This window comes from Marinobacter sp. F3R11, from assembly GCF_003318275.1.
GTDB lineage: Bacteria > Pseudomonadota > Gammaproteobacteria > Pseudomonadales > Oleiphilaceae > Marinobacter.
The window spans coordinates 189,998-213,420 of sequence record NZ_QOCH01000009.1 but is presented as its reverse complement, the minus strand read 5'-3'; the positions used below and the strand labels follow the sequence as shown (position 1 = coordinate 213,420).

The 23,423-nt window shown below is 53.8% G+C and carries 21 protein-coding genes; 20 read left to right on the top strand and 1 reads right to left on the bottom strand.

The annotated features are described in order from the left end of the window. The first annotated feature begins 268 nt into the window (after positions 1-268). The 14 genes from DS878_RS03735 to DS878_RS03670 all read left to right on the top strand — a co-directional run bounded on the left by DS878_RS03735 (position 269) and on the right by DS878_RS03670 (position 14,812). Positions 269-1,414 (top strand): amine dehydrogenase large subunit, encoded by a 1,146-nt coding sequence (locus DS878_RS03735; protein WP_187298727.1) that lies wholly within the window; start codon positions 269-271, stop codon positions 1,412-1,414. Positions 1,415-1,416: 2 nt separating this feature from the next. Beyond that, complete coding sequence (locus DS878_RS03730; RefSeq protein WP_113814589.1) at positions 1,417-1,953, top strand: MauE/DoxX family redox-associated membrane protein; 537 nt, start codon at positions 1,417-1,419, stop codon at positions 1,951-1,953. Positions 1,954-1,971: 18 nt separating this feature from the next. After that, a complete protein-coding gene (locus DS878_RS03725; RefSeq protein WP_222837427.1) occupies positions 1,972-2,565 on the top strand; it encodes a redoxin family protein in 594 nt (197 codons plus the stop codon). Positions 2,566-2,582: 17 nt separating this feature from the next. Next, complete coding sequence (locus DS878_RS03720; protein ID WP_113814588.1) at positions 2,583-3,119, top strand: methylamine dehydrogenase light chain; 537 nt, start codon at positions 2,583-2,585, stop codon at positions 3,117-3,119. Positions 3,120-3,166: 47 nt separating this feature from the next. Then, positions 3,167-3,622: a c-type cytochrome gene (locus tag DS878_RS03715; protein WP_113814587.1), complete on the top strand. Its 456-nt coding sequence runs from the start codon at positions 3,167-3,169 to the stop codon at positions 3,620-3,622. 226 nt (positions 3,623-3,848) lie between these two features. Then, positions 3,849-5,567 carry a diguanylate cyclase gene (locus DS878_RS03710; RefSeq protein WP_222837426.1) on the top strand — a complete coding sequence of 573 codons (1,719 nt, stop codon included), beginning with the start codon at positions 3,849-3,851 and terminating at the stop codon, positions 5,565-5,567. A gap of 166 nt (positions 5,568-5,733) precedes the next feature. Continuing rightward, complete coding sequence (locus tag DS878_RS03705) at positions 5,734-6,462, top strand: UTRA domain-containing protein (RefSeq protein WP_113814585.1); 729 nt, start codon at positions 5,734-5,736, stop codon at positions 6,460-6,462. A gap of 97 nt (positions 6,463-6,559) precedes the next feature. Further along, positions 6,560-7,792 carry an NAD(P)/FAD-dependent oxidoreductase gene (locus DS878_RS03700; RefSeq protein WP_113814584.1) on the top strand — a complete coding sequence of 411 codons (1,233 nt, stop codon included), beginning with the start codon at positions 6,560-6,562 and terminating at the stop codon, positions 7,790-7,792. A 20-nt stretch (positions 7,793-7,812) separates the two neighbouring features. After that, entirely contained in the window at positions 7,813-8,961 is a 1,149-nt protein-coding gene (locus DS878_RS03695; protein WP_261977581.1) for a 2-aminoethylphosphonate--pyruvate transaminase, read from the top strand. 19 nt (positions 8,962-8,980) lie between these two features. After that, on the top strand, positions 8,981-9,808 hold the full coding sequence (phnX, locus tag DS878_RS03690) for a phosphonoacetaldehyde hydrolase (protein ID WP_113814582.1): 828 nt from the start codon (positions 8,981-8,983) through the stop codon (positions 9,806-9,808). Positions 9,809-9,948: 140 nt separating this feature from the next. Next, positions 9,949-10,953, top strand: a complete 1,005-nt coding sequence (locus tag DS878_RS03685) for a putative 2-aminoethylphosphonate ABC transporter substrate-binding protein (protein ID WP_410003453.1) — start codon at positions 9,949-9,951, stop codon at positions 10,951-10,953. Between the two features lie 85 nt (positions 10,954-11,038). Beyond that, the gene (locus tag DS878_RS03680; protein ID WP_113814674.1) at positions 11,039-12,109 is read left to right on the top strand and encodes a putative 2-aminoethylphosphonate ABC transporter ATP-binding protein; all 1,071 of its coding nucleotides are present in this window, start codon (positions 11,039-11,041) and stop codon (positions 12,107-12,109) included. A 17-nt stretch (positions 12,110-12,126) separates the two neighbouring features. Next, positions 12,127-13,887, top strand: a complete 1,761-nt coding sequence (locus DS878_RS03675) for a putative 2-aminoethylphosphonate ABC transporter permease subunit (RefSeq protein WP_261977577.1) — start codon at positions 12,127-12,129, stop codon at positions 13,885-13,887. A 19-nt stretch (positions 13,888-13,906) separates the two neighbouring features. Continuing rightward, positions 13,907-14,812, top strand: coding sequence for an EamA family transporter (locus tag DS878_RS03670; protein WP_113814580.1), 906 nt, complete (start codon positions 13,907-13,909; stop codon positions 14,810-14,812). A gap of 66 nt (positions 14,813-14,878) precedes the next feature. Here the strand turns inward: DS878_RS03670 and DS878_RS03665 are convergent, their stop codons facing one another. Next, positions 14,879-15,541, bottom strand: a complete 663-nt coding sequence (locus tag DS878_RS03665; protein ID WP_113814579.1) for an HAD family hydrolase — start codon at positions 15,539-15,541, stop codon at positions 14,879-14,881. A gap of 490 nt (positions 15,542-16,031) precedes the next feature. On the opposite strand from DS878_RS03665, the gene DS878_RS03660 reads away from it, so the two are divergent. From DS878_RS03660 to DS878_RS03635, 6 genes are all read left to right on the top strand, one after another. Beyond that, positions 16,032-17,630, top strand: coding sequence for an AMP-binding protein (locus DS878_RS03660; protein WP_113814578.1), 1,599 nt, complete (start codon positions 16,032-16,034; stop codon positions 17,628-17,630). A gap of 199 nt (positions 17,631-17,829) precedes the next feature. Further along, positions 17,830-18,873 carry an amidohydrolase family protein gene (locus tag DS878_RS03655; protein ID WP_222837425.1) on the top strand — a complete coding sequence of 348 codons (1,044 nt, stop codon included), beginning with the start codon at positions 17,830-17,832 and terminating at the stop codon, positions 18,871-18,873. Positions 18,874-18,892: 19 nt separating this feature from the next. After that, complete coding sequence (locus tag DS878_RS03650; protein WP_113814576.1) at positions 18,893-20,050, top strand: CaiB/BaiF CoA transferase family protein; 1,158 nt, start codon at positions 18,893-18,895, stop codon at positions 20,048-20,050. A gap of 302 nt (positions 20,051-20,352) precedes the next feature. Further along, the gene (locus tag DS878_RS03645; RefSeq protein ID WP_113814575.1) at positions 20,353-21,456 is read left to right on the top strand and encodes a C4-dicarboxylate TRAP transporter substrate-binding protein; all 1,104 of its coding nucleotides are present in this window, start codon (positions 20,353-20,355) and stop codon (positions 21,454-21,456) included. Between the two features lie 42 nt (positions 21,457-21,498). After that, entirely contained in the window at positions 21,499-22,029 is a 531-nt protein-coding gene (locus DS878_RS03640) for a TRAP transporter small permease (RefSeq protein WP_187298725.1), read from the top strand. 49 nt (positions 22,030-22,078) lie between these two features. Further along, positions 22,079-23,383, top strand: coding sequence for a TRAP transporter large permease (locus tag DS878_RS03635; protein WP_113814573.1), 1,305 nt, complete (start codon positions 22,079-22,081; stop codon positions 23,381-23,383). Positions 23,384-23,423 lie beyond the last annotated feature (40 nt).

Genomic DNA, 23,423 nt, shown 5'->3' with positions numbered 1-23,423 from the left:
GAGCAGCCACCGCTTTGACTTTGCAATCCGGCTGAATCTTTATCTGCACTGTTTTTGCTCCTGTTTTACTGTTTTGGTGCGGAATTCCCGGAATGCCGGCCTTTCCTGCCCGGTATTATTGCAATCTGCTGTTCATCAATTGATCATGCTGGCTGTTCAGTGGCCAATAAAACGGGGTTAAGCAAAAAACCCCGAAGTGGCATAGCTTATGCAAACTTCCGTTTCAGGAGCGTATCAACGCCCCCTTAAATACATTCGGAGGTTTAATATGCACAGCTCAAGGTTGGCCCTCGCTGCGCTGGCAAGCGTTCTGCTTTCAGGAACGGTGCAGGCTGCGGATACATTTGAGCCAGAAATACTGACGGTTGAAGAGCAGATTCAGCCTGGCCCGAATCTGTTTGTTCTGGATCAGAGCTGGGATGGCGCAAGCCAGACCGTGGTTCTGTCCAGAGACGACCTCAGTGTGAAAGGAAATCTGAGTTTCGGTCTTGTCGGCCAGATGGCCGCCAATAGCGACTTTACCCGCCTCTATAGCTTGTCCCATTACGCAAAACGAATTACTTATGGTCCGACAGAGTCTGTAGTTCAGGAATTTGACGTTCCTACCCTGACCCTACTTCAGGAAGTCGTAGTGCCTGAAAAAGCCGCTCAAGTTGCTCCGTCCAACGCGGTACTTGCCATTTCATACGACGACAATTACGCCTTTGTACAAAACGCCACACCAGCTACGTCAGTAACAGTGGTGGATCTGAAGGATGGCAGTGTCCTGCAGGAAGTTCCTACTCCTGGGTGCTTTGGCGTATTCCCCGCAGCAGATTCAGTGAAGTTCACAACAGCTTGTGGCGACGGGCGCTTCCAGAGCTTCTCTCTGGGCTCCGACGGCCAGTTTGGTTCACCAGAAAGTAGTGACAAAATTTTTGATGCCGAGGAAGACCCGGTTTTTATCGTGGGTAAGCGGGCTGGCGATGATCTTCTGTTTGTCTCTTTCTTCGGGAATATCTATCAGATATCCGATAGTGACAAGGCACCCGGTTTAATCAGCAAGCGTTCCTTCACCAAGGACGTGGAAGAGCCATGGGCACCCGGTGGTGTGGATGTGGTCGCCTACAACGAAGCTCATGATGTGATGTTCATAACCATGCATTCGGAGCCGTATGACGGCAGCCATAAGAATGGGGCTGAGGAAGTCTGGGCTGTAAGTCTGGAGAGTGGCAAGGTGCTGGGCCGCACAGAAGTCAAGCATCTGGTGTCGCTGTCTGTGACCAATGGTGAACAGCCGGTTCTGTTTGGCCTCGATGAAGACGGCATGCTTTACCGCTATGAAGTACAGGTAGACGCCGGCTTTACCCTGGAAGAAACCAATTCCCTTGAAGGCGTAGGTGGTTGGGCCATCTTCTCATTAACGGAGTCTTGATCATGGCCCAGGAACTTATGGATATGACCGTACTGACAGCCACTGTGCTGCTGGCTCTGCTGTTTGCTCATGCTGCCTGGCACAAGGTTTCGGATTACGGCCGGTTTCTGGGATACGTCATCAATTACCGGTTACTTCCGGAGTGGGCCGCCGGGATTGCGGCTAACGCACTGATTCTGGCCGAGGGCCTGTTCGTGCTGTTGCTGCTCTATCCTGCTACGTCCTCTCTGGGCGCGACGGGGCTGGCGGCCTTGCTGTTGCTCTACGCTGCAGCTATGGCTGTCAGTCTGTTCCGGGGGCGTGCCGAGATTGAATGTGGTTGTGGTGGTTCGTCTCACCCGGTGTCCTGGTTACTGGTGCTGCGCAATCTGGCGCTGGCCAGCCTGGCGGTCATGGTAGCTCTGCAGGGTGTGCAGGGAGTCGCGGTAACAGCGCTCTTTGTAGCCCTGCTCGCTGGTATCGGGCTTTGGCTGATCTACAACCTGTTTGGCAAGCTGGCTGAAAACCACCGCATGCTAGTGGCTCAAAGCAAATCATGAATTTCAGAGGGTAATTCTGTGGCAATTCTATCTTTTACCGTTGCGTTGCTGGTTGTGATGGTGGCAGGGCTGATTCTCGGCTTTTTCGTGCTGGCCCGTCAGATCGGCATTCTCCACGAGCGGGTCGCTCCTGTAGGAGCCATGATCAACGATAGTGGTCCCAAAATCGGAGAAACATCCCCGGTTTTTGATCTGGACAGCCTCACCGGAGGCAAGGTGAGTATTGGTAATCCGTCCAAAACGCACACTCTGGTTTTCTTCCTCTCTCCGACCTGCCCTATCTGTAAAAAACTGGTGCCGGCACTTAAATCGATTCAGAAATCGGAGTCCAACTGGCTGTCTGTGGTTTTAGCGAGTGACGGGGATCAGCCGCGGCACGAGCAACTGATTGCTGCGCAAGGTCTGGAGGGCTTTCCTTATGTACTGTCTGAGCATCTTGGGGTGACTTATCGGGTTTCCCGTCTCCCCTTTGCGGTGTTGCTGGACGAGCAGGGTACGGTGCGATCCAAAGGCCTTGTGAATTCGAGGGAGCAGTTGGAAAGCTTGTTTAATGCGTTGGAAACCGGCTATGCATCCGTTCAGGATCTGGTCAGCAAAACAGCTAATTATTGAAAATTCGGGAGGACATTATGTCCAGCATGATGAATCGTTTATTTAATCTGATTGACAAGGCGTCCGAGAAAAGCACCCGGAAGGCCGCCCAGCATTATGGTCGCCGATCGTTTCTTGCCAAGGCAAGTACCGTGTTTGCCGGCGCGATGCTGGTGCCGGTTCTGCCATTTGACCGATCACTGGGCGGGGCAGCCTTCGCTGCAACCACGGAGGATGAGAACGATTGCAGCTATTGGAAGCACTGCGCTCTTGATGGCAACCTATGCTCTACGTCCGGAGGATCTTTGACGTCCTGCCCGGCGGGTACAGAGGCTTCTAAAGTTTCCTGGATTGGCACTTGTCGGAACCCTGACGACGAAAAAGACTATCTGGTTTCGTACAACGACTGTTGTGGCCGTGCAACGGTACCCAGTTCAACCTTCTGTTTCACCAGTGAAGGCGAGCGCCCGGGATATCGTATGGGCCTCCACAACGACATCAACTGGTGCATGGCGAACACCAACAAAGGGTACCACTGTACCGTTTCTGTGGTTCTCGGGGTGGCCGATGCTTGATCTGGCAGCCAGTGCAGGGTGCCTTCCGGAATCCGGGAGCTAGGGGAATGAGCCATAAAAGGGCGGGCGGCCTGTTGATTGCGCTGCTTCTTGCCGGGCAGCTGTTTTCGCAGGCCGCTGCGGCTGAACGGTCGGCGGCGGCAAACTACATACTACGTTGCGCCGGCTGCCACGGTACGGAGGGCAAGGGGGTTGCATCCGCAGGTATCCCCACGTTTCCGGGGTATGTCGATGAGTTTTTTAATGATGAGGAAGGCCGGCTTTATCTGATGCACGTACCCGGTGTTGTGGGGGCGGGCCTTCGCGACGATGAGATCGCGGAGGTTATGAACTACGTGGTTGATCGTTGGGGTAAACCCAGTGTAGCGGTCGAGCACTTCACGACAGAGGAGGTCAGCCGGTTACGGAAACAGCCAGTAAAGGATGTTGTTCTTCTGCGCTACAGCATCACCGACCGGCTGGCCCAGGAAGGGGTAGAACTGCCGGAGTACACCTGGCCTTGAATGTGGAAAATGCGCCCCGTATTTTCCTTTTCGTAATTCCGGTATTGCCTGTTTGTATATCCTGATAGCCGCTATAATTCCCGTGCCTTGATCGTTTGATCCGGCAAGTCAATTTTGAGAGGGGATGCGTTTGCTGCCGGGTTATTGTCTTTTGGCTAGTCGGTGTTTTGCCTTTGTATGCTTCTTGCTGGTGGCGCTCCCGGGCTGGGGCGCGGACCGTCTTCTGGTGCTGGATGACCGTATGGCGCAGCCGGTGGACGGCTTTGTCTCGCTGCTGCGGGACCCGGATGGTGAACTGACATTTGAGCAGGTGCGCAGTGGCACCAAACCCTTCGAACCAGCAGAACCAGGTGACCTCCATCAGGGCTACACTCCCGACGCGTTCTGGATGCGGATTGACGTGGCGTCCCGTTCGAGCCAGCGTCTGGACCGGGTTCTTGAATTTACCTATTCCTACCTGGATGACATCAGCCTCTATCGTGTGAATGCCGATGGCACGGTTGAGCAGATGCGGTCAGGGCGCACCCTGGCACCGGAAGATCGCGTGGTGGCCCATCGCAAACCGGTTTTCCCGCTCTCGTTTGAGCCAGGTGAGCGGGTAACGCTGTATCTGCGGATAAGTACCCATGCCAGCATGACCCTCAACGCCCGGCTGGCGCCGACCTTTGAATTCTATGCGGACAGTGATCAGGAATATGTCTGGCTGGCCCTGTACTTCGGAATGCTGGTGGCCTTAGGGGCATACAATCTCCTGCTGTTTTTTGGTACCCGCCAACGCTCTTTCCTGTTGTATTCCCTGTTTGTGTTCAGCTTCGGTATTGCCGCCTCCAGCATGAATGGTCTGGGGCCTTTGTTACTATGGCCCGGGATGGTCGGGGAATGGGGCAACCGCATTCTGCCAACCGGGTATACCTTGTCCGCCACCCTGGCAGTGATGTTTGCTCGCAGCTTTCTGAATATGCGCCGGATTGCTCCGCGCTGGGACAAGGTGCTATCGGTCATGGCGGTTTGCTGGTGGTGCGCGACTCTGGTGACACTGCTGGTGCCAGTGCAGGATGCCCTCAAAATCATGTCAGTTATGGGCGTGTTGACCACCGCGTTTCTGATAACCAGCGGGATTGCAGGTGTACGCTACCGCATACCTGCGGCCAGGATATACCTGCTGGCCTGGTTGCTCCTGCTGGTGGGCGCGGCACTGCTGTCGGTGCGCAATTTTGGCTGGATACCGTCCAATTTTTTCACCGTTTACGGCCTGCAGGTCGGCTCCGCAATTGAGATGGTCCTGCTGTCCTTTGGTCTGGCCGCCCGGTTTAACGAACTCAAGCGGCAGAAAGAGCAGGCTCAGCGTCAGCTGGTGCTGTCGCTTCAGCGACAGGAGCGGGAGCTGGAACGCCGGGTTGCCCAGCGGACCTCAGAACTGGAGGCCGCCAAGGCCGAACTGGAGCGCCGGGTAGTGAAAGACCCGCTCACCGGGCTCTATAACCGTTATGGACTGATGATTCATCTGGAAAAAGTTGTGCAGCGGGCGCGGCGCCGGGATGAGCGTCTGGCGGTGATTCTGATCGACCTGGACGGCTTTAAGGCAGTGAACGATCAGTATGGCCATGAAGCGGGTGATGTATTGCTTCAGGCCGTTGCCCACCGCCTGCAGCTGGAAGCCCGGGAAAGTGACTGTGTGGCGCGGATGGGAGGTGATGAGTTTGTGGTTGTCACCGAGAGTGTGGTCTCGGAAGCCAGTGTGCTGGAAATAGGTCAGCGGTTACGTGAAGCCATCACTCAGCCGGTGACCCTGCCTTCAGGAGACTCAGTATGGATTGGCGCCAGCGTCGGCATCTGTGCCGGTCTGCGCGACGGAGAAAGCGGCTGTGACCTGATCCGGAGGGCAGATGAAGCCATGTACCGGGTTAAAAGGGCGCGTAAGAACGACGTTTGTCTGTTGGTTTAGGGGGTTGGCCGCCGGCTCCTATAGCCATAAACGTCGTGAATGAGACTGGTTAGTGAACCTCGCGGAACAGCAAAACGCTTAACGTGATACCAGTTGGTGCCTTGTCATACTGGCGTCACTTTGCGGTCCTATTGTTACTGGTTTTGTTTTGCTGAGGAGCGAGAGAATGCAAGAGCGGCTGGCGGGGGAAGGCAGCGCGCCTCTCTACATGAGAGTGCGAGATCAACTGGCGATCCGGATAGAGGAAGGATCGTTAACGCCAAATACCCGTTTGCCCTCTGAGCGGATCCTCGCTGATGAGTACGGTACCACGCGTGTAACGGCCCGACTGGCGCTGGCCCAGCTTGAGGCGGAAGGCCGGATATTCCGTTCTAACCGGCGAGGCTGGTTTGTTTCGCCACCACGGCTGATATACAAGCCCACCCAGGATTACAGCTTCTCCGAAAACGTTATCTCACAGGGGCGTATTCCTGCTACTGAAACCCTCGATGTTACACCTACTGAAATCAATGCCTGGCTTGCGACCAGAACCGGCCTGGCAGTCGGCGATCCAATTGTATGGCTCCGCAGGCGACGGCAGATTGATGGTCGCCCTGTATTGGTCGAGAACATTTACCTGAACCCGAAACGCCTGCCCGCCATTGAAACCTATGATTTCAATCGCTCACTTTGGAAACTGCTGCGAGAACAATACGGAGTAGAGTTGCAGGGGAAGCATATTGAAATGTACCCGACAGCTCTTGTTGGCCCGCAGGCGAACGCGCTTGGCGTGACTATCGGCACTGCGGGGCTCTACGTTACCCGTTGCAGTCACGACGCTGAAGGTGGCTTTGTGGAATTTGACGAGGAGTTCTGGCTACACGATGCATTGAGTATTCAGGTCGAGGTTTACTGAGCGCTCAACACGGCGATTCCATACTGTCATCAGCCTTTCATAAAACCGACACAGTTTCTTGTCAAACTGGTATATACCAGTAAAGCAGGGAACAATCATGTCCACAATCAATCATCCGGATGTTGTGATTATCGGTGGCGGCATCCTTGGATGTGCCATAGCCCGGTATCTGAGCCAGACCCCCAACCTTCACATTGTCGTTGTCGAACGCCACGGGCTTGGTGAACAAACCACCAGCCATGCAGCGGCGTTGCTGACCCGGGTTCGCCCCCACCGGGTGCTGACGGATATGGTGATGGAAACGTTCCGGGCGATTGACGAGCTGGGAAGCTACCTTGGCGAGCAGTTACCCCTGAAAAGAGTGGGTAGTTTGCAAGTGTCTGCAAAACCGGAAGGTCGGAGGCAGATCGAGCAAACCTTGCAAAGGGCAGCAGATGCCGGTGTCCTGGCGGAACGACTCAGCGCGAATGAGGGTATGCGGCTGGCCCCCTGGCTTGAGCTGACGCCTGACACTTCAGCTTTATGGCTGCCGGATGATGGCTACATTGACCCCTACACCCTCTGCCAGGCCTATGCTGCCGAAGCCAGGCGCAAAGGCACCCGTTTTCTTCTGAAGCGAGAGGTCAGCGAACTCCTGCAACAAGGTTCGACGGTTACGGGAGTGCGCCTCACCGATGGTGAGACGATCTCTGCCGGAACAGTGATTGGCGCAGCAGGCCCCTGGAGTACTGCGCTGGCGATGCAGGCGGGGATTCACCTTGGCATGGCGCCTGTTCGCAGCCATTACTGGATATCGTCGCCGCACCCGAAAATTTCCATACATGGCCCGATGACTATTCTGCCTGACAGTGGCGCCTATGCTCGACCGGAAGTGGGCGGGTTGTTATTTGGATTGCGGGACCCGCAATCGGTCGTGGCTCACCCCAAAGCGTTACCGGACAACCTTCAAGGCTTTCGTTTCGATACCGACCCGACTGGCGAGCTTGCGCTTGAGAGCGGCTATGAAGCGCTTCGATGTCAGCTTTCTGTGTTGGAGGAGTTACGGCTGGCCCATTACGTCAGCAATGTGTCCAGCTACACACCTGATGGTTTTGCACTTCTGGGCCCCATGCCGGGTATTGACGGTTTCATCGCCGCTACCGGCTGTTCCGGAGGGGGGATCGGCATGTCCGGAGGTATCGGCCGGTTCATTGCTGAACTGGCCACCAACCAGAGCCCATTTGTGCCCCCCGAGCCGTTCCGCCTGGATCGCTTCGGCGATATCGATTCCTACAGTCCTGATTTCATCCGCCGCTGTGCCGAGGCTCGCGCCCGGAAACGCACTGGTTAATCTCAAAGGAGAGCCCCATGATCCCAAAAGAGCCCTATCTACTCACTCCTGGTCCATTGACCACCAGTCTCACAGTTAAACAGGCCATGTTGCATGATTGGGGGTCCTGGGATGGCGACTTCAATAGTGTAACTGCCGAAATTTGTGAACGGCTGCTTGAGGTATCTGGTGGCAGCGCCAGCCATGTCTGCGTGCCCATGCAGGGCAGTGGAACTTTTGCAGTGGAGGCCACACTCGGAACGGTGATTCCTTCAACCAGTACAACCCTGGTGCTGATGAACGGTGCCTACGGGAAACGGATCGGTAAAATTCTCGACATGCTGGGCCGCCCATACATAGCGATTGATAAGGGCGATTACCATCCGCCTCGCGGTGACGAGGTTGCTGTTGCGTTAAAAGAGAACCCTGAAGTTGAGCAGGTGGTGGTCGTTCACTGTGAAACCAGCTCCGGCATCCTCAATCCTATCCAGGAAATCGCCGAGGTATGTCGCCAGGCAGGAAAACGGCTGATCATCGACAGCATGAGTGCCTTTGGGGCACTGCCAGTGAATGTCGCTGAACTGCCCTGCGCAGCTTTGGTGTCCTCTGCCAACAAATGCTTTGAGGGTGTGCCGGGTTTTGGTTTCGCGATTGTCGAACGGGAACTCTTGTCGGCTTCAGCCGGCCAGTGCCATAGCTTGTCTCTCGACCTTCATGATCAGTGGCGGTACATGGAAAAAACCGGCCAGTGGCGTTACACCCCGCCCACCCATGTGGTCGCAGCCTTTCTCCAGGCCATGCGTGAACATGAAGCCGAAGGCGGCGTGACTGGTCGCCTGGATCGCTACAGCCGCAATCGGGACCGCCTGGTTGCAGGCCTCCGTGAACTCGGTTTTGAGACTTTGCTCGCGGATGAGTGGTTGTCTCCAATCATAACTACCTTTTTGGCTCCGAACAGTCCGGAATTTGAATTTCGCTGCTTTTACGATGCGATCAAGGCCCGTGGGTTTCTCATCTACCCCGGCAAGCTCACCGTTGCTGACAGCTTTCGGGTGGGCTGTATTGGCCAACTCCATGATGAACAGATGGATGCGGTCGTGACTGCCATCGCTGAGGCCTGCCGTGAACTTGGCCTTCAGGTACCTGTTCCGGCACCTGTTGCAGCTCCTGACAACCTCGAAACCGTCTGAACCCCGAAAGGAGAGTTTTATGTATACCTACACCCGTCGTTATACCGGGCCGCTTCAGGCGGTGATTATGGATCTGGCTGGCACCTGCGTGGACTTTGGCTCACTGGCGCCTATCCAGGCGTTTCTGAAACTGTTTGAAGCTGAAGGTATCGACCTGTCTGAAGCGGAAGCCCGTGAGCCTATGGGCACAGAAAAGCGCGAACATATCCGTCGCCTTCTGGCGATGCCCCGAATACGTACACAGTGGAGCAGTGTTTTCGGAAAGACGCCGGACACGGCTGATATCGATCGACTTTACGGCGCTTTCCTGCCGCTTCAGACGGCAGCCATTGCCGAGCGTTCCCAGCTGATTCCAGGGGCTATTGAACTTCAGGACTGGTTGCGGGATCGGAGCATCAAGCTTGGTGTGAATACGGGTTATAGCCGCGAAATGGTGAATGTAATGCTGCCAGAGTTGGTTGCCCAGGGCTTCGAGCCGGAGAGTGTTGTTGTCGCTACAGAGGTGCCCCAGGGCAGGCCAGCCCCTCATATGAGCATGAAGAATGCGATTGAACTGGGTGTTAGTGCCGTGCAGGGCTGCGTGAAGGTTGACGACACCACTACGGGTATCGAGGAAGGCTTGAATGCAGGCATGTGGACGGTGGCGGTGGTGGCGTCAGGGAATGCAGTGGGTCTCAGCGAAGAGCAGCTTTCTGCCCTTAACGACACCGATAGAGCAGAAACCGTGGCTCGTGGGCATCGCGTTATGGCGACGTCTGGGGCTCACTATGTGATCGATTCCATAGTGGATCTGCCGAACGTGCTCGCCGAGATTGCGTGTCGTTTGCAGGCGGGTGAGTGTCCGTAAGAAATGTCCATGGATACGTCACATTGCTGTCACGTCTTTGCAATCAAATAGACCTATGGTGGTTGAGGACATAGAAACTGGTATAGACCAGTAAAGTGCGCTTTAACCTGAGCCTGCAAAAGGAGACTTACGTGAAACACCTGAAGAAAGCCCTTGCCCTGACCACATTGGCTATAGCCGTCAACGCTAATGCACAGACTGAACTGACCGTATACACCGCGGTTGAAGCAGAGGATCTTGCGAAGTACGCCGAGCGCTTCAATGAGGACCATCCGGACATCAAGATTAACTGGGTTCGCGACTCTACAGGTGTTGTAACTGCTCGCTTGCTGGCAGAAAAGCAGAATTCGCGGGCAGATGTAGTCTGGGGGCTGGCAGGCACAAGCCTGTTGCTGCTGAAGAATGAGGGAATGCTGGTCCCATACGCGCCGAAAGGGCTTGAGGAATTGTCTCCGAAGTTCCGTGACAGCGATGAGACACCGTCCTGGGTAGGCATGGATGCGTGGATGGCTGCGATCTGTGTGAACACCATTGAAGCAGAGAAAAATAATCTGCCAATGCCTGCCAGCTGGCAGGATCTGGCTAAGCCGGTGTATCAGGGGCACGTGGTTATGCCGAACCCTAACTCATCTGGTACCGGCTTTCTGGATGTCTCTGCCTGGCTCCAATTGATGGGAGAAGACAAAGGCTGGACGTTCATGGATGGGCTTCACGAGAACATCAGCCGCTATACGCACTCAGGTTCCAAGCCTTGCAAGATGGCGGCCTCTGGTGAAACCACCATTGGGGTTTCATTTGCCTTCCGTGGTGCCCGCCTTAAGGAACAAGGTGCTCCCCTGGAACTGGTTTTCCCGAAAGAGGGCCTGGGCTGGGAAGTAGAAGCGACTGCGATTGTGGATGGCACGGATAAAATGGAAGCGGCGCAAACGCTGGTAGATTGGTCCATCACCCGTCAGGCCATGGAAATGTATAACGAGGGCTACGCCATTGTAGGCATGCCAGGCGTCGCGCAGCCGGTCGAGCATTTTCCGGAAAATGCAGGTGAGCTGATCATCGACAACGACTTTGGTTGGGCGGCCAGTAACCGCGAGGCCATTCTGTCCGAGTGGGCGCGTCGTTACGACGGTAAATCTGAAGCGAAGTGAATTGACGGACCGGCATTGGGCCGGATAAGTCGAGGCGGTGCCCGGTTTCGGGCACCTGCCGGATGATTCAAAAGCAGGGGGTAACATGAGCCAGAAAACCCAGGGGAGTCGTCTCGAAATTCAGGGGGTCGACAAGTTCTTCGGTGATTTTTGTGCACTGAAAAACATCGATCTCACCATCGAGCCAGGCGAACTGGTGTGTTTTCTTGGGCCATCAGGGTGTGGAAAGACCACCCTGCTTCGCATCATTGCGGGGCTTGAGTGCCAGAGCGGGGGGCTACTCCATCAAGGTGACACGGACATTTCCCTGAAACCGCCCAGAGATCGTGATTTCGGCATTGTATTTCAGTCTTACGCGTTGTTCCCGAATATGACGGTCGCCGACAACATAGCCTATGGCCTGCGCAGCATCGGCATGCCAAAGGCCAGGGTCCGGAGTCGGGTGGACGAACTGTTGAACCTGGTTGGGCTTGAAGACCATGCCCGGAAGTACCCGGCTCAGTTGTCCGGTGGCCAGCAGCAACGTGTTGCATTGGCGCGGGCACTGGCGCCTTCGCCGGGGTTGTTGCTGCTTGATGAGCCCTTGTCTGCACTGGACGCCAAAGTGCGCCATCATCTGCGCAGCGAGATTCGTAACCTCCAAAAGCAGCTGGGTGTCACTACGATCATGGTGACCCACGATCAGGAAGAGGCGCTGGCAATGGCTGACCGTGTTGTGGTCATGAACAACGGCGTTATAGAGCAGGTAGGAACCCCGCTGGAGATCTATCAGCAACCCGCGTCAGCGTTCGTTGCATCCTTTATCGGCGCGATGAATTTCATTGACAGCTCGCCATTAAATGGACAGCGGGTGAAGGTCGGGGATCGTGAGCTGGAACTGGTCCGGCCGTTGCCTTCCGCTGAAGGCGCGGTTCGGCTGGCTATCCGGCCGGAGGATGTTCACCTGTTGCCCTGCGGAGACGGAGAGTGGGAGGGAGAGGTCCGGGCACTGGATTATCTGGGAGCGTTCATCCGCACTCATATTCGCCTGAACGACGTTGAACTGGAGCTGATTGTGGATGTGGACCCACGTTCCGCGCGGCGTCTTGGGCTGTGTGTTGGCGGCGGTATTTGCCTCAACCTGCCCTCCGACGCCCTGCATTGCTTCGCAGCCTGAGAGCTGCGGAGTTCCGAATGCCTGAGTATGACCCTGGTAAGCGTTCCATGATTGATTCTCACGTACTTTCGACACCGGCGACACGCAACTGGCCCTCCCTGGTTGAGTTACGCCGGAAGTTTGCCGGCCGCTGGGTGTTCTCTCTGTTACTGGTAACCGGTTGTGCCATTCTGACACTGCTTGTACTTGCCCCCCTGTACACCCTGCTTTCAAAGAGTGTCGAGAACAGGGCCGGTGAGTTTGTCGGGCTGGAAAACTTTGCCCGCTACCTGAGTTCCGGTGGTATCGAATCCGCGTTTTTCAATTCCTTGTGGGTGGCTGGGCTCAGTACCCTGGTTGTGGTCTTCCTGGCCTTTATGGCGGCCTGGGCATTGACCCGTACGCGCCTGCCATTCACTGGGTGGATTCGGGGTGTGCTGGTGTTACCGATTCTGGCGCCATCGCTGTTGCCCGCAATCAGCCTGGTATACCTGTTTGGTAATCAGGGCGTGCTAAAAGACTGGCTCTTTGGGGCTGAGATCTATGGCCCCATTGGCATCATTATGGGCTCCTGTTTCTGGACATTTCCCCACGCCCTGATGATTCTGTTGACGGCTATGGACAATGCCGATGGGCGTCATTACGAAGCCGCTACTGCATTGAAGGCCGGCCCCTGGCGAACCTTCTGGACAGTAACGGTGCCCGGAGCCCGCTATGGACTGGTGAGCGCTGCTTTCGTTGTCTTTACGTTGGTGATCACGGATTTCGGCGTACCCAAGGTTATCGGCGGGCAGTTTGATGTACTTGCTACGGATATCTACAAGCAGGTGATCGGACAGCAGAAATTCGAGATGGGCGCTGTGGTCAGTGTGCTGTTGCTATTGCCAGCCATGCTGGCCTTCATTGCTGATCGCTATGTACAACGCAAACAGTCGGCAAGCTTCACCGCGAGATCAGTGCCTTACAAGCCCGGCCAGGATCGCAAACGCGACACTGTCGGGGCGCTGATGCTGACACCGACGCTGGTGTTCATTTTTGCCATCATTGGCATGGCCATCTACGCGTCGTTCGTTACCTTCTGGCCATACAATCTGGACTTGAGCCTGAACAATTACCAGTTCGGCCGCATGGACGGAGGTGGGTGGGGGGCCTACGGCAACAGCCTGCAGATGGCCCTGGGTACCATGGTGATTGGAACCATGCTGGTCTTTTTCAACGCCTGGCTGATGGAGCGGACACCGCAGCCCCGTATTCTGACCGGTTTATTCCAGTTCCTGTCGCTTCTGCCTTTGGCCGTTCCAGGATTGGTGCTGGGGTTATCCTACATCTTCTTCTTCAATCATCCGGACAATCCGATCAACGGGATCTATGGCACCCTGTTCATCCTGATGCTGTGTACCATCACGCACTTCTATGCGGTCTCCCATCTCACAGCGGTAACAGCGTTGAAGCAACTGGACCAGGAATTCGAGGCGGTAGGGGAGTCTCTCAATGCGTCCCGATGGAGGGTGCTGTTCACAGTTACCTTGCCTCTGTGCCTGCCCGCGATCCTGGATGTCGCGCTGTATCTGTTCGTGAATGCGATGACCACGGTCTCGGCGGTTGTGTTCCTTTACGGCCATGACTCCCAGTTGGCGTCAGTAGCGGTGCTGAATATGGACGAAGCCGGAGACATTGCCCCGGCCGCAGCAATGGCCATACTGATTACGGCCACCTGCGCCGTGGCAAAGCTCATCCAGGGGCTACTGCGTTCCTGGGTAGACCGTTCAACGCGGCCATGGCGACAGGGCACAGAATGAACGGGCAACCTGAAATTTAATGACTTCCACAGCCATAGTCATCGTTCTTGTGTCCGCTCTGGCACACGCCGGCTGGAACCTGTTTGGCAAGAAGGTCAGCCCCAGTGGAGCGTTCTTCTGGTATAGCACACTCTGGGGCGCGCTCCTGACCCTGCCGGTTTTGGTGTACTACTTTCCTCTGGTACAGAAACTGGGCTCGGGTATCTGGTGGCTGGTTGTTGCGACTGGCTTTTTTCAGGCTACCTACCTCAGCGCACTGGCGGCAGCCTATCGCCATGGCGAACTGTCGGTGGTTTACCCTCTGGCACGGTCTTCGCCTCTGCTTATCCTGCTGATCGGGACCCTTTTCCTGGGAAGAGCCGAAACCATCACCATCGCGGCTGCGGTCGGTATCCTGCTGATTGTGGCTGGATGCATTATCCTGCCAATGCAACGGCTCCGGGATTTTCGTCTGGCCAACTATCGCAATCTTGCCACACTGTTTGCTCTCCTGGCGGCTGCCAGTACTGCCGGATATTCAATCGTCGACGATGCTGCGACGGAAAGAATGCGGAATTTGCTCGATGGAATTGCCCTGGATGCTGAGGTGGCCCTGGTGTTCGTGATCCTCCAGGCATGGTCAGCACTGGTATGGCTCAGCATCGGCCTGAGCCTTCAGAAAACGGAACGCCGACTGCTTCGGCAATTGGTAGCGAACTGGCGCAGTACTTTAGCCGCAGGGATACTGATTCTGGGCACCTACGCGCTGGTTGTCTGGGCCATGGCCTATGCAGAGGATGTCAGTTACGTGGTGGCGTTCAGGCAGGTCAGCATTCCTATCGGAGTTGTGCTGGGGTGGTATTTTCTTGAGGAACCCTTGCATCCACCCAAGATTTTAGGTGTGTTGACCATTCTTGCAGGCCTGTTGCTGGTGGTGTTGGGGTGATGGGGTGGCCTGCCTCTCTGCGGGAACGACAAAGCTCCGCTCGTGCCAGGTTGAGATGGCGAAGTGTCATGCCTGCGCCACTTCATCGATAAAAACGAGCCAGCCCTGTTGCAGGGCGTAGTCCTCCAGAATCGGGTCCGGGTTTACTGCTACGGGATAGTCCACAGCGTTTAAAAGGGGAAGATCGTTGTGGGAATCTGAGTAGAACCAGACTTTCTCGGGGCTGGCTTTCCGGGCTGTAATCCACTCCTCCAGAGCAGACACTTTACCGTCTCTGAAAGGGCGCCGGGATCCTATGGTGCCTTTGAGACTGTCGTTCTGCCACTCCACTTGAACACCTATACCGTCATCAATGCCGAGGTGTCGGGCAATGGGTGATACCAGGTGTTCTCCCGTTGCGGAGATAATTAACACATCATGCCCCTGGGCCTTGTGCCAGGCCACCCGCTCCTGGCCTGTTGGTAATATGCGTGGAGGGATCACCTCGGTGACGAACCGGTCAATAAGCTCCTGCACCTGATTGCGCTGCCAACCCCGTATCGGGGCCAGGCTGAATTCCATGTAGTCCTGCAGATCCATGTGCCCATTGTTATAGGCCCTCATGAAGACTCTGCCCATGGCTTTGGAATCGGGGTTGGCATCAATGTTTTCTGCGCGGAGAAACTCAGTAAACAGTTGTGAACTGTCCCCCCGAATCAGGGTTTCATCGAGGTCGAAAACTGCAAGCATGTCGCACTCCTTTGGTATACACCAGATAGTGCGACAAGCATGTTACGAGCTTATTACATGGCATGTTCAGAGTTTGTTGGGTTGATTCCGGAATTTTGTTGCCCTGGCATGCTGACCTGGAGCGCTTATCCGTTCGTTTTTAATCTTTGCCTCTGTTTTTCGGTTTCCCTTCAGTTTGAAAAGTTCAGGCGCACTGACGCCATGCCAGTAATTCCTTTTTTCCCATCGGCAGGCTGCTGAATACGGCTGGATTCCAGGCTTTCAGCGTGCTGCTATCCGGTTTCTGCCATTGATATCCTCATCCATTGTTGGTCTTCGGCGCATCACTGGCGCTGTTGTACCTCCTGATTTTCAGGGTCATATTTTGTTGACATTATTCATTCATGAGTGAATGATAATGGCCGATCGAAGCTTGATATACGAAGCAGGCATATAGCGAATTCCCCCCTGCGGAGTAAGGACGTATGTGCTTTTTGAAGAGAGGTCGTAAATGAGTGCACGTATAGAAACTGCCGGTGAGACTCTCGCGGGCTTTCTGGCCGATGAGGGTGCTGACGCGCCTTTGTTCATTCTGCCAGGGAACAAAGTCTTCACCTATGGCGAACTTAGTCGCAACAGCGCTCAAGTTGCCGCTGTATTGCATAGCTATGGGATAGGGCGTGGCGACACGATTGCAGTTTATCTTGGCAATCAGCCTGAATGGATGGTCGCAGCTTTCGCCGCCTGGCGGATCGGTGCAGCAGTTCTTGCGCTTAATCCACGGCTAGGTGAGAAAGAAGTCAGTGATTTGATTGGGCGAACCGGGGCGAAGGCTCTTTTTCTCGCTCCAGGATACCGGAATGGCGATTTGGCGAAGACCATAAGGAAGGTATCGGCTAAAAGTAGCTCGACGATAAAGCTTGTTGTCTCGTGTGATGACGAGTCGGCTGAGGGCCTGGTGTCAGGTGCAGACGCTATTTCGATTGCGGCGCTGCCAGAATGCGAGCCCGCAGGGTTACTTGCCCATCCTGAGGATCCATGTCTGTACATCGCTACATCGGGTACCACCAGCCTGCCGAAGATCGTATCCCACCGGCAGGACCGCGTGGTGCGCCATTCTCGGAATGTATCACAGGCAATGGGACTTGATGCCGACAGCAGGGTGTTGCTTGCGGTTCCTCTGTGTGGCGGTTTTGGGTTCAGTATTGCCATGATGGCCATTGCATCAGGCATCCCGCTGGTAATGCTTGATGCTTTCGATCCGGTTGAAGTTTCCGGCGTTATCAATGAGGCAGGTGTAACCCATGCATTGGGCACCAACGATATGCTTGATAGTTTGCTCAAGGTTGTTTCTGGTGAACGCCCATTCCCGGGGTTGCGAATGTATGGTCATGCCAACTTCACCCCGGGCCTTACTGAACTGCCCGAAATAGCTGAGCGCCATGGAGTCCATATGCGTGCAATGTATGGGCTCAGCGAGTCGTTGGCTTTAGTTGCAATGCGCGCGGCGGACGATCCGCTTGAGGTGCGTGCGGAAGCCGGGGGAACGCTGACAACCCCGGGAGCCAGACTGCGGATTGCCGACCCCATATCGGGAGAAGAGCTGGCGGAGGGACAGTCGGGTGAAATTCAGATTCTTTCTCCCAATGTTATGACTGGATACCTGAATGACCCCGAGCGCACTGCAGGCGCATTTACAGAGGACGGTTACCTCAGGACCGGGGATATGGGTGTACGAGGCCCTAACGACACATTCACGCTTCTTACTCGTATAAACGACGTGTTGCGAATCGGCGGCTACCTTGTTGCGCCTGAAGAAATTGAAGTAGTGATCAGTGCCGATCCGGATGTGGATAGCTGCCAGGTGGTTGCGGTTACGCTGCCCCAGGGACCTCGCCCGGTCGCTTTTGTTGTTCCGGCTACAGGCCGGACCCCTGATACCGCTGCACTGATCGAAAAATGCCGTGATCAGTTGGCTGTATACAAAGTACCTGTTCATATCTTCATTATTGACGAAGTTCCCATGGTTGATGGGCCTAACGGATTGAAAGTCAAGAAAAGTGCTTTGCGTGACATGGCCGAGAAGCAGCTCGTTACTGAAGGCGAATAGTCAGGTAAGGGGCGGCTCTCCCGGTTTCGAAAGGATAGACAGGCTGAGAGACAGCGTTATTTCAGTACAATAATTAAATCATGTTTAAATGATTGTTTCCTGATAAGGGGCAAGGTGTCGCAAAAGGCGTACCTATAAGTACGGCTCGACATAAATGAGTCGATTTTTAGTGGTATATAGCAAAAACAAGGAGCTTAAAGTGACAAAAACTTACGCAGAAAAATCGGCGGCCATCCTGACCGCTGCCGATCCCGAATGGCTTGCTTTGCACAGTGAAGAGATCCTGGAGCCGGATTTACCAATCGTTGATCCTCATCATCATCTTTGGGATTTGCCGAGGAAGCCACGCTACCTGCAGGAAGAGTTCGCTGCCGATTTGCTAAGCGGGCACAACATTACAGCAACTATCTTTGCTGAATGTACTGAAGGGTATCGAACAGATGGCCCTGAGAGATTTCGGTTGATAGGGGAAACTGAATTTGTCGCAGCCTTTGCAGAAGAAGCAGCGAATGGGCCAGTTGGTGATCGTGGAGTATGTAAGGCGATTATCGGGCGCGCAGATCTTCTTGAAGGGGCGAGTGTAGAAGAGGTGCTTCAGGCTCACGTGGAGGCTGGGCGCGGCCGTTTTCGCGGAGTCCGTCAGTCAACTGTTTATGACAAGACTGGCACAGTGCGGACAACGGCTCGCGATTTTCCGCCGGAAGTGTTGCTGGATCCCACTTTCCGCCAGGGATTCGAGAAGCTCATCGCGTTTGATATGACTTTTGACAGCTGGATCTATCACCCGCAGCTGGGTGAACTTGCGGATCTGGCTCGTACCTATCCGGAATCAAAAATTATCCTTGACCATGTTGGTGGCCCGATTGGTGCTGGAGCATATGAAGGCAAGCGGGATGAGGTTTTTGCTGTTTGGAAAAAAGGCATTGAGGAGCTCGCAGCCTGTCCAAATGTCAGCTGCAAACTGGGTGGTCTGGGCATGAAGTTTGCTGGTTTTGGTTTTGATACTTTAGCCCGGCCGGCTTCCTCTGAGGTTTTGGCCGAAGCCTGGGGACCTTATATCAAAACCTGTATCGAAGCGTTCGGCGTGGACCGGTGCATGTTTGAGAGTAATTTTCCGGTTGACATGGTTACGTGTACATACCCGGTTGTGTGGAACGCGTTCAAGAGAATCGCAGCAGGTTGCAGCGCTGAAGAGAAGAAAGCTCTTTTCAGCGGAACCGCTACGCGAGTTTACTCTCTTTAATTAAATGAAAGGGTGGCTTATGTCAGGTCCACTTGAAGGTCTTAAAGTCATAGAAATGGCCGGGCTTGGTCCCTGCCCTCTGGCTGGTCAGCTTCTGGCAGATCTGGGGGCAGACGTTACGGTTATCGAACGGGCTCCCGGCGCTGATCGTCCGGCAGATATCAATAACCGTAACAAGCGTAGCGTGGCTATCAATCTCAAAGCTCCCGGAGCTTCGGACCTCGTACTTGAGCTCATTGCTCAGGCTGACGTTTTGATGGAGGGGTTTCGCCCGGGTGTTATGGAGCGTCTCGGTATTGGCCCCGATGAATGCCTGGCCCGGAATCCTGGCCTGGTATACGGCCGTGTCACCGGTTGGGGGCAGGAGGGGCCGTTGGCAAGTACGGCTGGGCATGATCTCAACTATCTGGCACAGACAGGCATGCTCTACATGATGGGCAATGCTGGTCAGCCACCCTCTCCACCGCTGAATCTGGTGGCGGATTACGGTGGCGGCACGATGTTCCTTATCTTTGGAATCTTCGCAGCACTTTGGGAGCGTAGTCGCTCAGGCAAGGGGCAGGTCGTCGATGCTGCAATGATTGATGGAGTGACGGCTATCAGCGGGATATTCGGTGCGCTCAAGGCGCAGGGTCAATGGTCTGACCACCGGGAAAGTAACATGCTCGACGGTGGTGCTCCCTATTACCGCACTTATGAAACGAGTGATGGAGGATTTGTCGCTGTAGGTGCGATCGAGCCCCAGTTCTTCGCAGAACTCGTAAAAAAAGCCGGGATTCCTGCTGAGTTGGCTGCGATTCGCGATGACAGTTCCACATGGCCGGCACAGCGGGCGGCGTACGCCGAAATTTTTGCACGCCGTACCCGTGATGAGTGGGCGCAGATTTTTGAAGGCTCTGACGCTTGCGTTGTTCCGGTACTGACGCCAGCTGAGGCTGTGAATCATCCTCACAGTGTCGCCAGGGAGATGCATGTCAGGGTGGCAGATACTGTGCAGGCGGTTCCAGCTCCTCGTTTTAGCCGCTCCAGGCCCGGTGCTCCTCGCTCACCGTCTCCTGCCGGCACCGATACCTATAGCTTCCTCGAGGATTACGGAATAGGTTCGGAGCGCCTGTCGGAGTTGGTGAGCAGGGGGATTGTTCCGGATAAATGCTGTTCACAACCAGAACAGCAATGAGTCGCAGGTTTCCCCTTAAAGGGGAGGCGTGCAGACAGCAGGCGGAGTCCGGGGCGTTTCCGCTGTTGTCTGGTCTCTACTTGTGCGGTCAGAAATGTGTTGGCGACGGAGGTGTTTGGCGCTGATATTTATGATAAAAAAATTCGTTTTAATTTGTTTGCAATTCATGCCGGAATGATTTTATATTGAGTTTTCCGGGTGAGGAACGGCGGTGTAAGCGCCCTCCAGGCCTGCCGTTATGCAGGTAGAAATGAATATAATTATTACAAAGTCCTGAATTCTAAATAACAAAAGGAAGAACTATGAAAATTCTCAAGTCATGTGGCCGGTTCATGTGGATGTTTGCCGCATTGGTTCCTACGTATCTCCAGGCCGAAATTCAATACAACACATACATGCCTGGAACTCATCAGACAACCATAAATACGGCTAAACTCGGTGAGGTATTGGCCAGTCAGACAGATGGTGAGCTGGCTATCTCGGTACTGTCTGGTGGCAGTGTGGCGTCTGGTAAAGCAACGCTATCCTTCATAAGTGACCGGTTGGTTGATGCCGGTCTGGTTACCGATGTATATGTACCTGGAGATCTTCCTCATACCGTTATAGCGTCTTCCATGGCCTTGCTGGGGGAGAACGCGTGGGTTATGTCCGGGGCAATGACCGAGTATTCGCTGCTTGGTTGTAAAGGCTGCAAGCAGGACCTGGATAAGCTTGGCGTTATGAATTTTGGCCACCACTCAACCAGTCCTTACAAGCTCCTCTGTAATACAGATGTCAGTACTGTGGCCGACCTGAAAGGTAAAAAAATCAAGGCGGCAGCTCCCTGGACACGTTTGGTTGCATCATGGGGTGCGGTTCCACTCAACATTCCCTTTAATGATGTCTATGAGGGTTTGCAGCGAGGACAAATGAACTGTGCGTTCTCGCCAGAGAGTGCGATGGAAGACTATGGTTTATACGATGTCCTCAGCCATGTAGTCGATTTTCCAGGAGGTACCTTTCATGGTTTTCACAGCTTCGTGCTCAATCGAGATGTCTGGGAATCATTTACTGAAGAGCAGCAGGCGATTCTGCTGAAAGAAATTCCGCACTTTATTGCCAGCAATACTGCCGCATATTTCGAAAGCTCCAGGGTATCCAGGGAAAAAGCGATTGAGTCCGGTATCAAATACCTGCCGGCTACGGAAGAACTCAAGGAAACCATTGCCAAGGCTCGCCAGGAAGAGAAGGAAAATTCATTGGCGATTGCCAGGAAGCGAGGGGTTAAGAATCCAGAGGATAATGTGAAGGTTTTCCTGGAAGCAGTGGATAAGTGGACAGCTCTTATCGGTGACCAGAACCCGACTCCTGAAGAGTTCAGCGATATGCTGGTTCGTGAAGTCTACTCAAAAGTAAAATTCAACTAACGAGTATTCGCTGAATTCTGTCATGCAATGGAGTCTTGGTACATGAAGACTATTTCACAACATCTGTATCGAGTGGTGAGCATGATATCGGCTGCGGTGTACGCCGTAGCCGGAATAATTGTGCTGGTAATGATGCTTCAAATTGTTGCTGATGTTTTTCTCAGGAGCTTCTTTGACAAGCCTCTAATGGGATCGTTGGAGATTGTTTCCAACTATTACATGGTTGCTTTTGCCTTCTTGCCAATCTCACTTCTGGTATTACGTAAAGAATTCGTATTTGTTGAGGTTTTTACAAGCCGCTTACCCGGTTCAGTTAATCGGGGCCTGGATAAATTTGGCCTTCTGCTTGGCGTTCTGGTTTTCTTGCTTATTGCAATAAGCTCCGGGCAATACGCATTCAAAAAGACTTTAGCTGGTGAGTATCTGGATATCGTCTATTACGATCTCTTGATATGGCCTACTCGCTGGATTGCAACTCTGGGCTTTACGGTTGCGGTTATTTCTGCGGTTACGGTGTTGTTCGTAAATTATCAGAGTAACAAAAAAAGTGAGCATGCTTCCGACCCTGAATAATGCGGTTGAGGCTTTCCAAGATAATAAGTTAAATCCAAGGAGCAAGTAGTTGACCTCTTTAACAGTTGCGGCACTGGTTGTTGCTATATTATTGGTTCTTTTAATATTGCGAGTTCCAATTGCAATAGCCCTCCTGGTGTCATCTCTGGCCGGTATCGGCATCCTCCGTGGATTTGATACTTTATGGCTTGTAAGTGCGAAACTGCCTTACGATTTTGCAGCTCATTGGTCGCTTTCAGCGATTCCCATGTTTTTGCTGATGGGCGCTATAGCCTATCGTGGCGGGTTAACAGCCTCATTGTTCGAGGCATGTCGAATATGGCTGAGTTGGTTGCCTGGTGGGTTGGCAGTTTCTGCCAACTTTGCCAGCGCTATGTTTGCTGCTGCTTCTGGATCAAGTTTGGCAACCGCTGCCGCCATGGGAAAAATGGCAGTGCCTGAAATGTTGCAGAGAGGATATAGCCAGAGTCTGGCAACCGGTGTGGTTGCTGCATCGGGTACCATCGGTGCAATGATTCCCCCGTCAGTTGCCTTTATTGTTTATGGTTGGTACACGGGGCAGCCAATAGGCATGCTTTTGATGGCAGGTGTATTGCCCGGTTTGTTGACAGCTTTTGTATATACTCTGGTAATTATCATCAGGGTCAAGATGGACCCTTCTCTTGCTCCACCATGCACTGAAAAATATAGCCTTAAGGATATGTTTGGTGCCTTGATTGCTATATGGCCGGTTCCGCTTTTAATAATATCGGTAATGGGTTTCATCTATAGTGGCATTACAACTGCTACAGAAGCGGGCGCTATTGGTGCTGCCTCGGCAGTGTTGATTTGCATATGCCGCGGCACGCTTACCTGGTCGGTATTGAAGGAAAGCGTTTTCGACACTATTACTAGTGGTGCTTCCATTCTGCTTATAGCTGTTGGTGCTTCTGTTTTGAGTAAGTTTCTTATGCTTGCAGGCGTTCCGCAGATGATGGGTGGATTTATCAATGATTTCTCTATATCTCCGGCTACAGTTATTATTTTCACAATAATATTGTATTTGATTCTTGGTATGTTTCTCGATCCTATCGGGGTCATGCTCGTAACCTTGCCTATCTTGCTTCCAGTATTTGACGCTGCAAATATGAACCTGATTTGGATGGGTGTTCTGGTTGTAAAACTGATTGAGGTAGGGCTTTTGACGCCGCCAGTTGGCCTTAATGTCTATGTGGTCAAAAGCGTTGTTTCTTCAGATATTCGGGTTGAAACAATATTCAAGGGTGTAATCTGGTTCCTGGTTGCAGAGATTTTTATCATTGCCGCCTTGGTTTACTTCCCTCAAATCAGCCTCTTTATACCGTCATTAATGTAAGAGAATTTTAACTTTTATTATAGAGCTATAGATGCTCATA

Coding starts and splice junctions, on each gene's coding strand:
- DS878_RS03715 (WP_113814587.1), top strand. CDS start 3,167: ATGAGCCATAAAAGGGCGGGCGGCCTGTTGATTGCGCTGCTTCTTGCC.
- DS878_RS03670 (WP_113814580.1), top strand. CDS start 13,907: ATGACTTCCACAGCCATAGTCATCGTTCTTGTGTCCGCTCTGGCACAC.
- DS878_RS03680 (WP_113814674.1), top strand. CDS start 11,039: ATGAGCCAGAAAACCCAGGGGAGTCGTCTCGAAATTCAGGGGGTCGAC.
- phnX (WP_113814582.1), top strand. CDS start 8,981: ATGTATACCTACACCCGTCGTTATACCGGGCCGCTTCAGGCGGTGATT.
- DS878_RS03675 (WP_261977577.1), top strand. CDS start 12,127: ATGCCTGAGTATGACCCTGGTAAGCGTTCCATGATTGATTCTCACGTA.
- DS878_RS03730 (WP_113814589.1), top strand. CDS start 1,417: ATGGCCCAGGAACTTATGGATATGACCGTACTGACAGCCACTGTGCTG.
- DS878_RS03650 (WP_113814576.1), top strand. CDS start 18,893: ATGTCAGGTCCACTTGAAGGTCTTAAAGTCATAGAAATGGCCGGGCTT.
- DS878_RS03665 (WP_113814579.1), bottom strand. CDS start 15,541: ATGCTTGCAGTTTTCGACCTCGATGAAACCCTGATTCGGGGGGACAGT.
- DS878_RS03700 (WP_113814584.1), top strand. CDS start 6,560: ATGTCCACAATCAATCATCCGGATGTTGTGATTATCGGTGGCGGCATC.
- DS878_RS03645 (WP_113814575.1), top strand. CDS start 20,353: ATGAAAATTCTCAAGTCATGTGGCCGGTTCATGTGGATGTTTGCCGCA.
- DS878_RS03735 (WP_187298727.1), top strand. CDS start 269: ATGCACAGCTCAAGGTTGGCCCTCGCTGCGCTGGCAAGCGTTCTGCTT.
- DS878_RS03720 (WP_113814588.1), top strand. CDS start 2,583: ATGTCCAGCATGATGAATCGTTTATTTAATCTGATTGACAAGGCGTCC.
- DS878_RS03660 (WP_113814578.1), top strand. CDS start 16,032: ATGAGTGCACGTATAGAAACTGCCGGTGAGACTCTCGCGGGCTTTCTG.
- DS878_RS03705 (WP_113814585.1), top strand. CDS start 5,734: ATGCAAGAGCGGCTGGCGGGGGAAGGCAGCGCGCCTCTCTACATGAGA.
- DS878_RS03640 (WP_187298725.1), top strand. CDS start 21,499: ATGAAGACTATTTCACAACATCTGTATCGAGTGGTGAGCATGATATCG.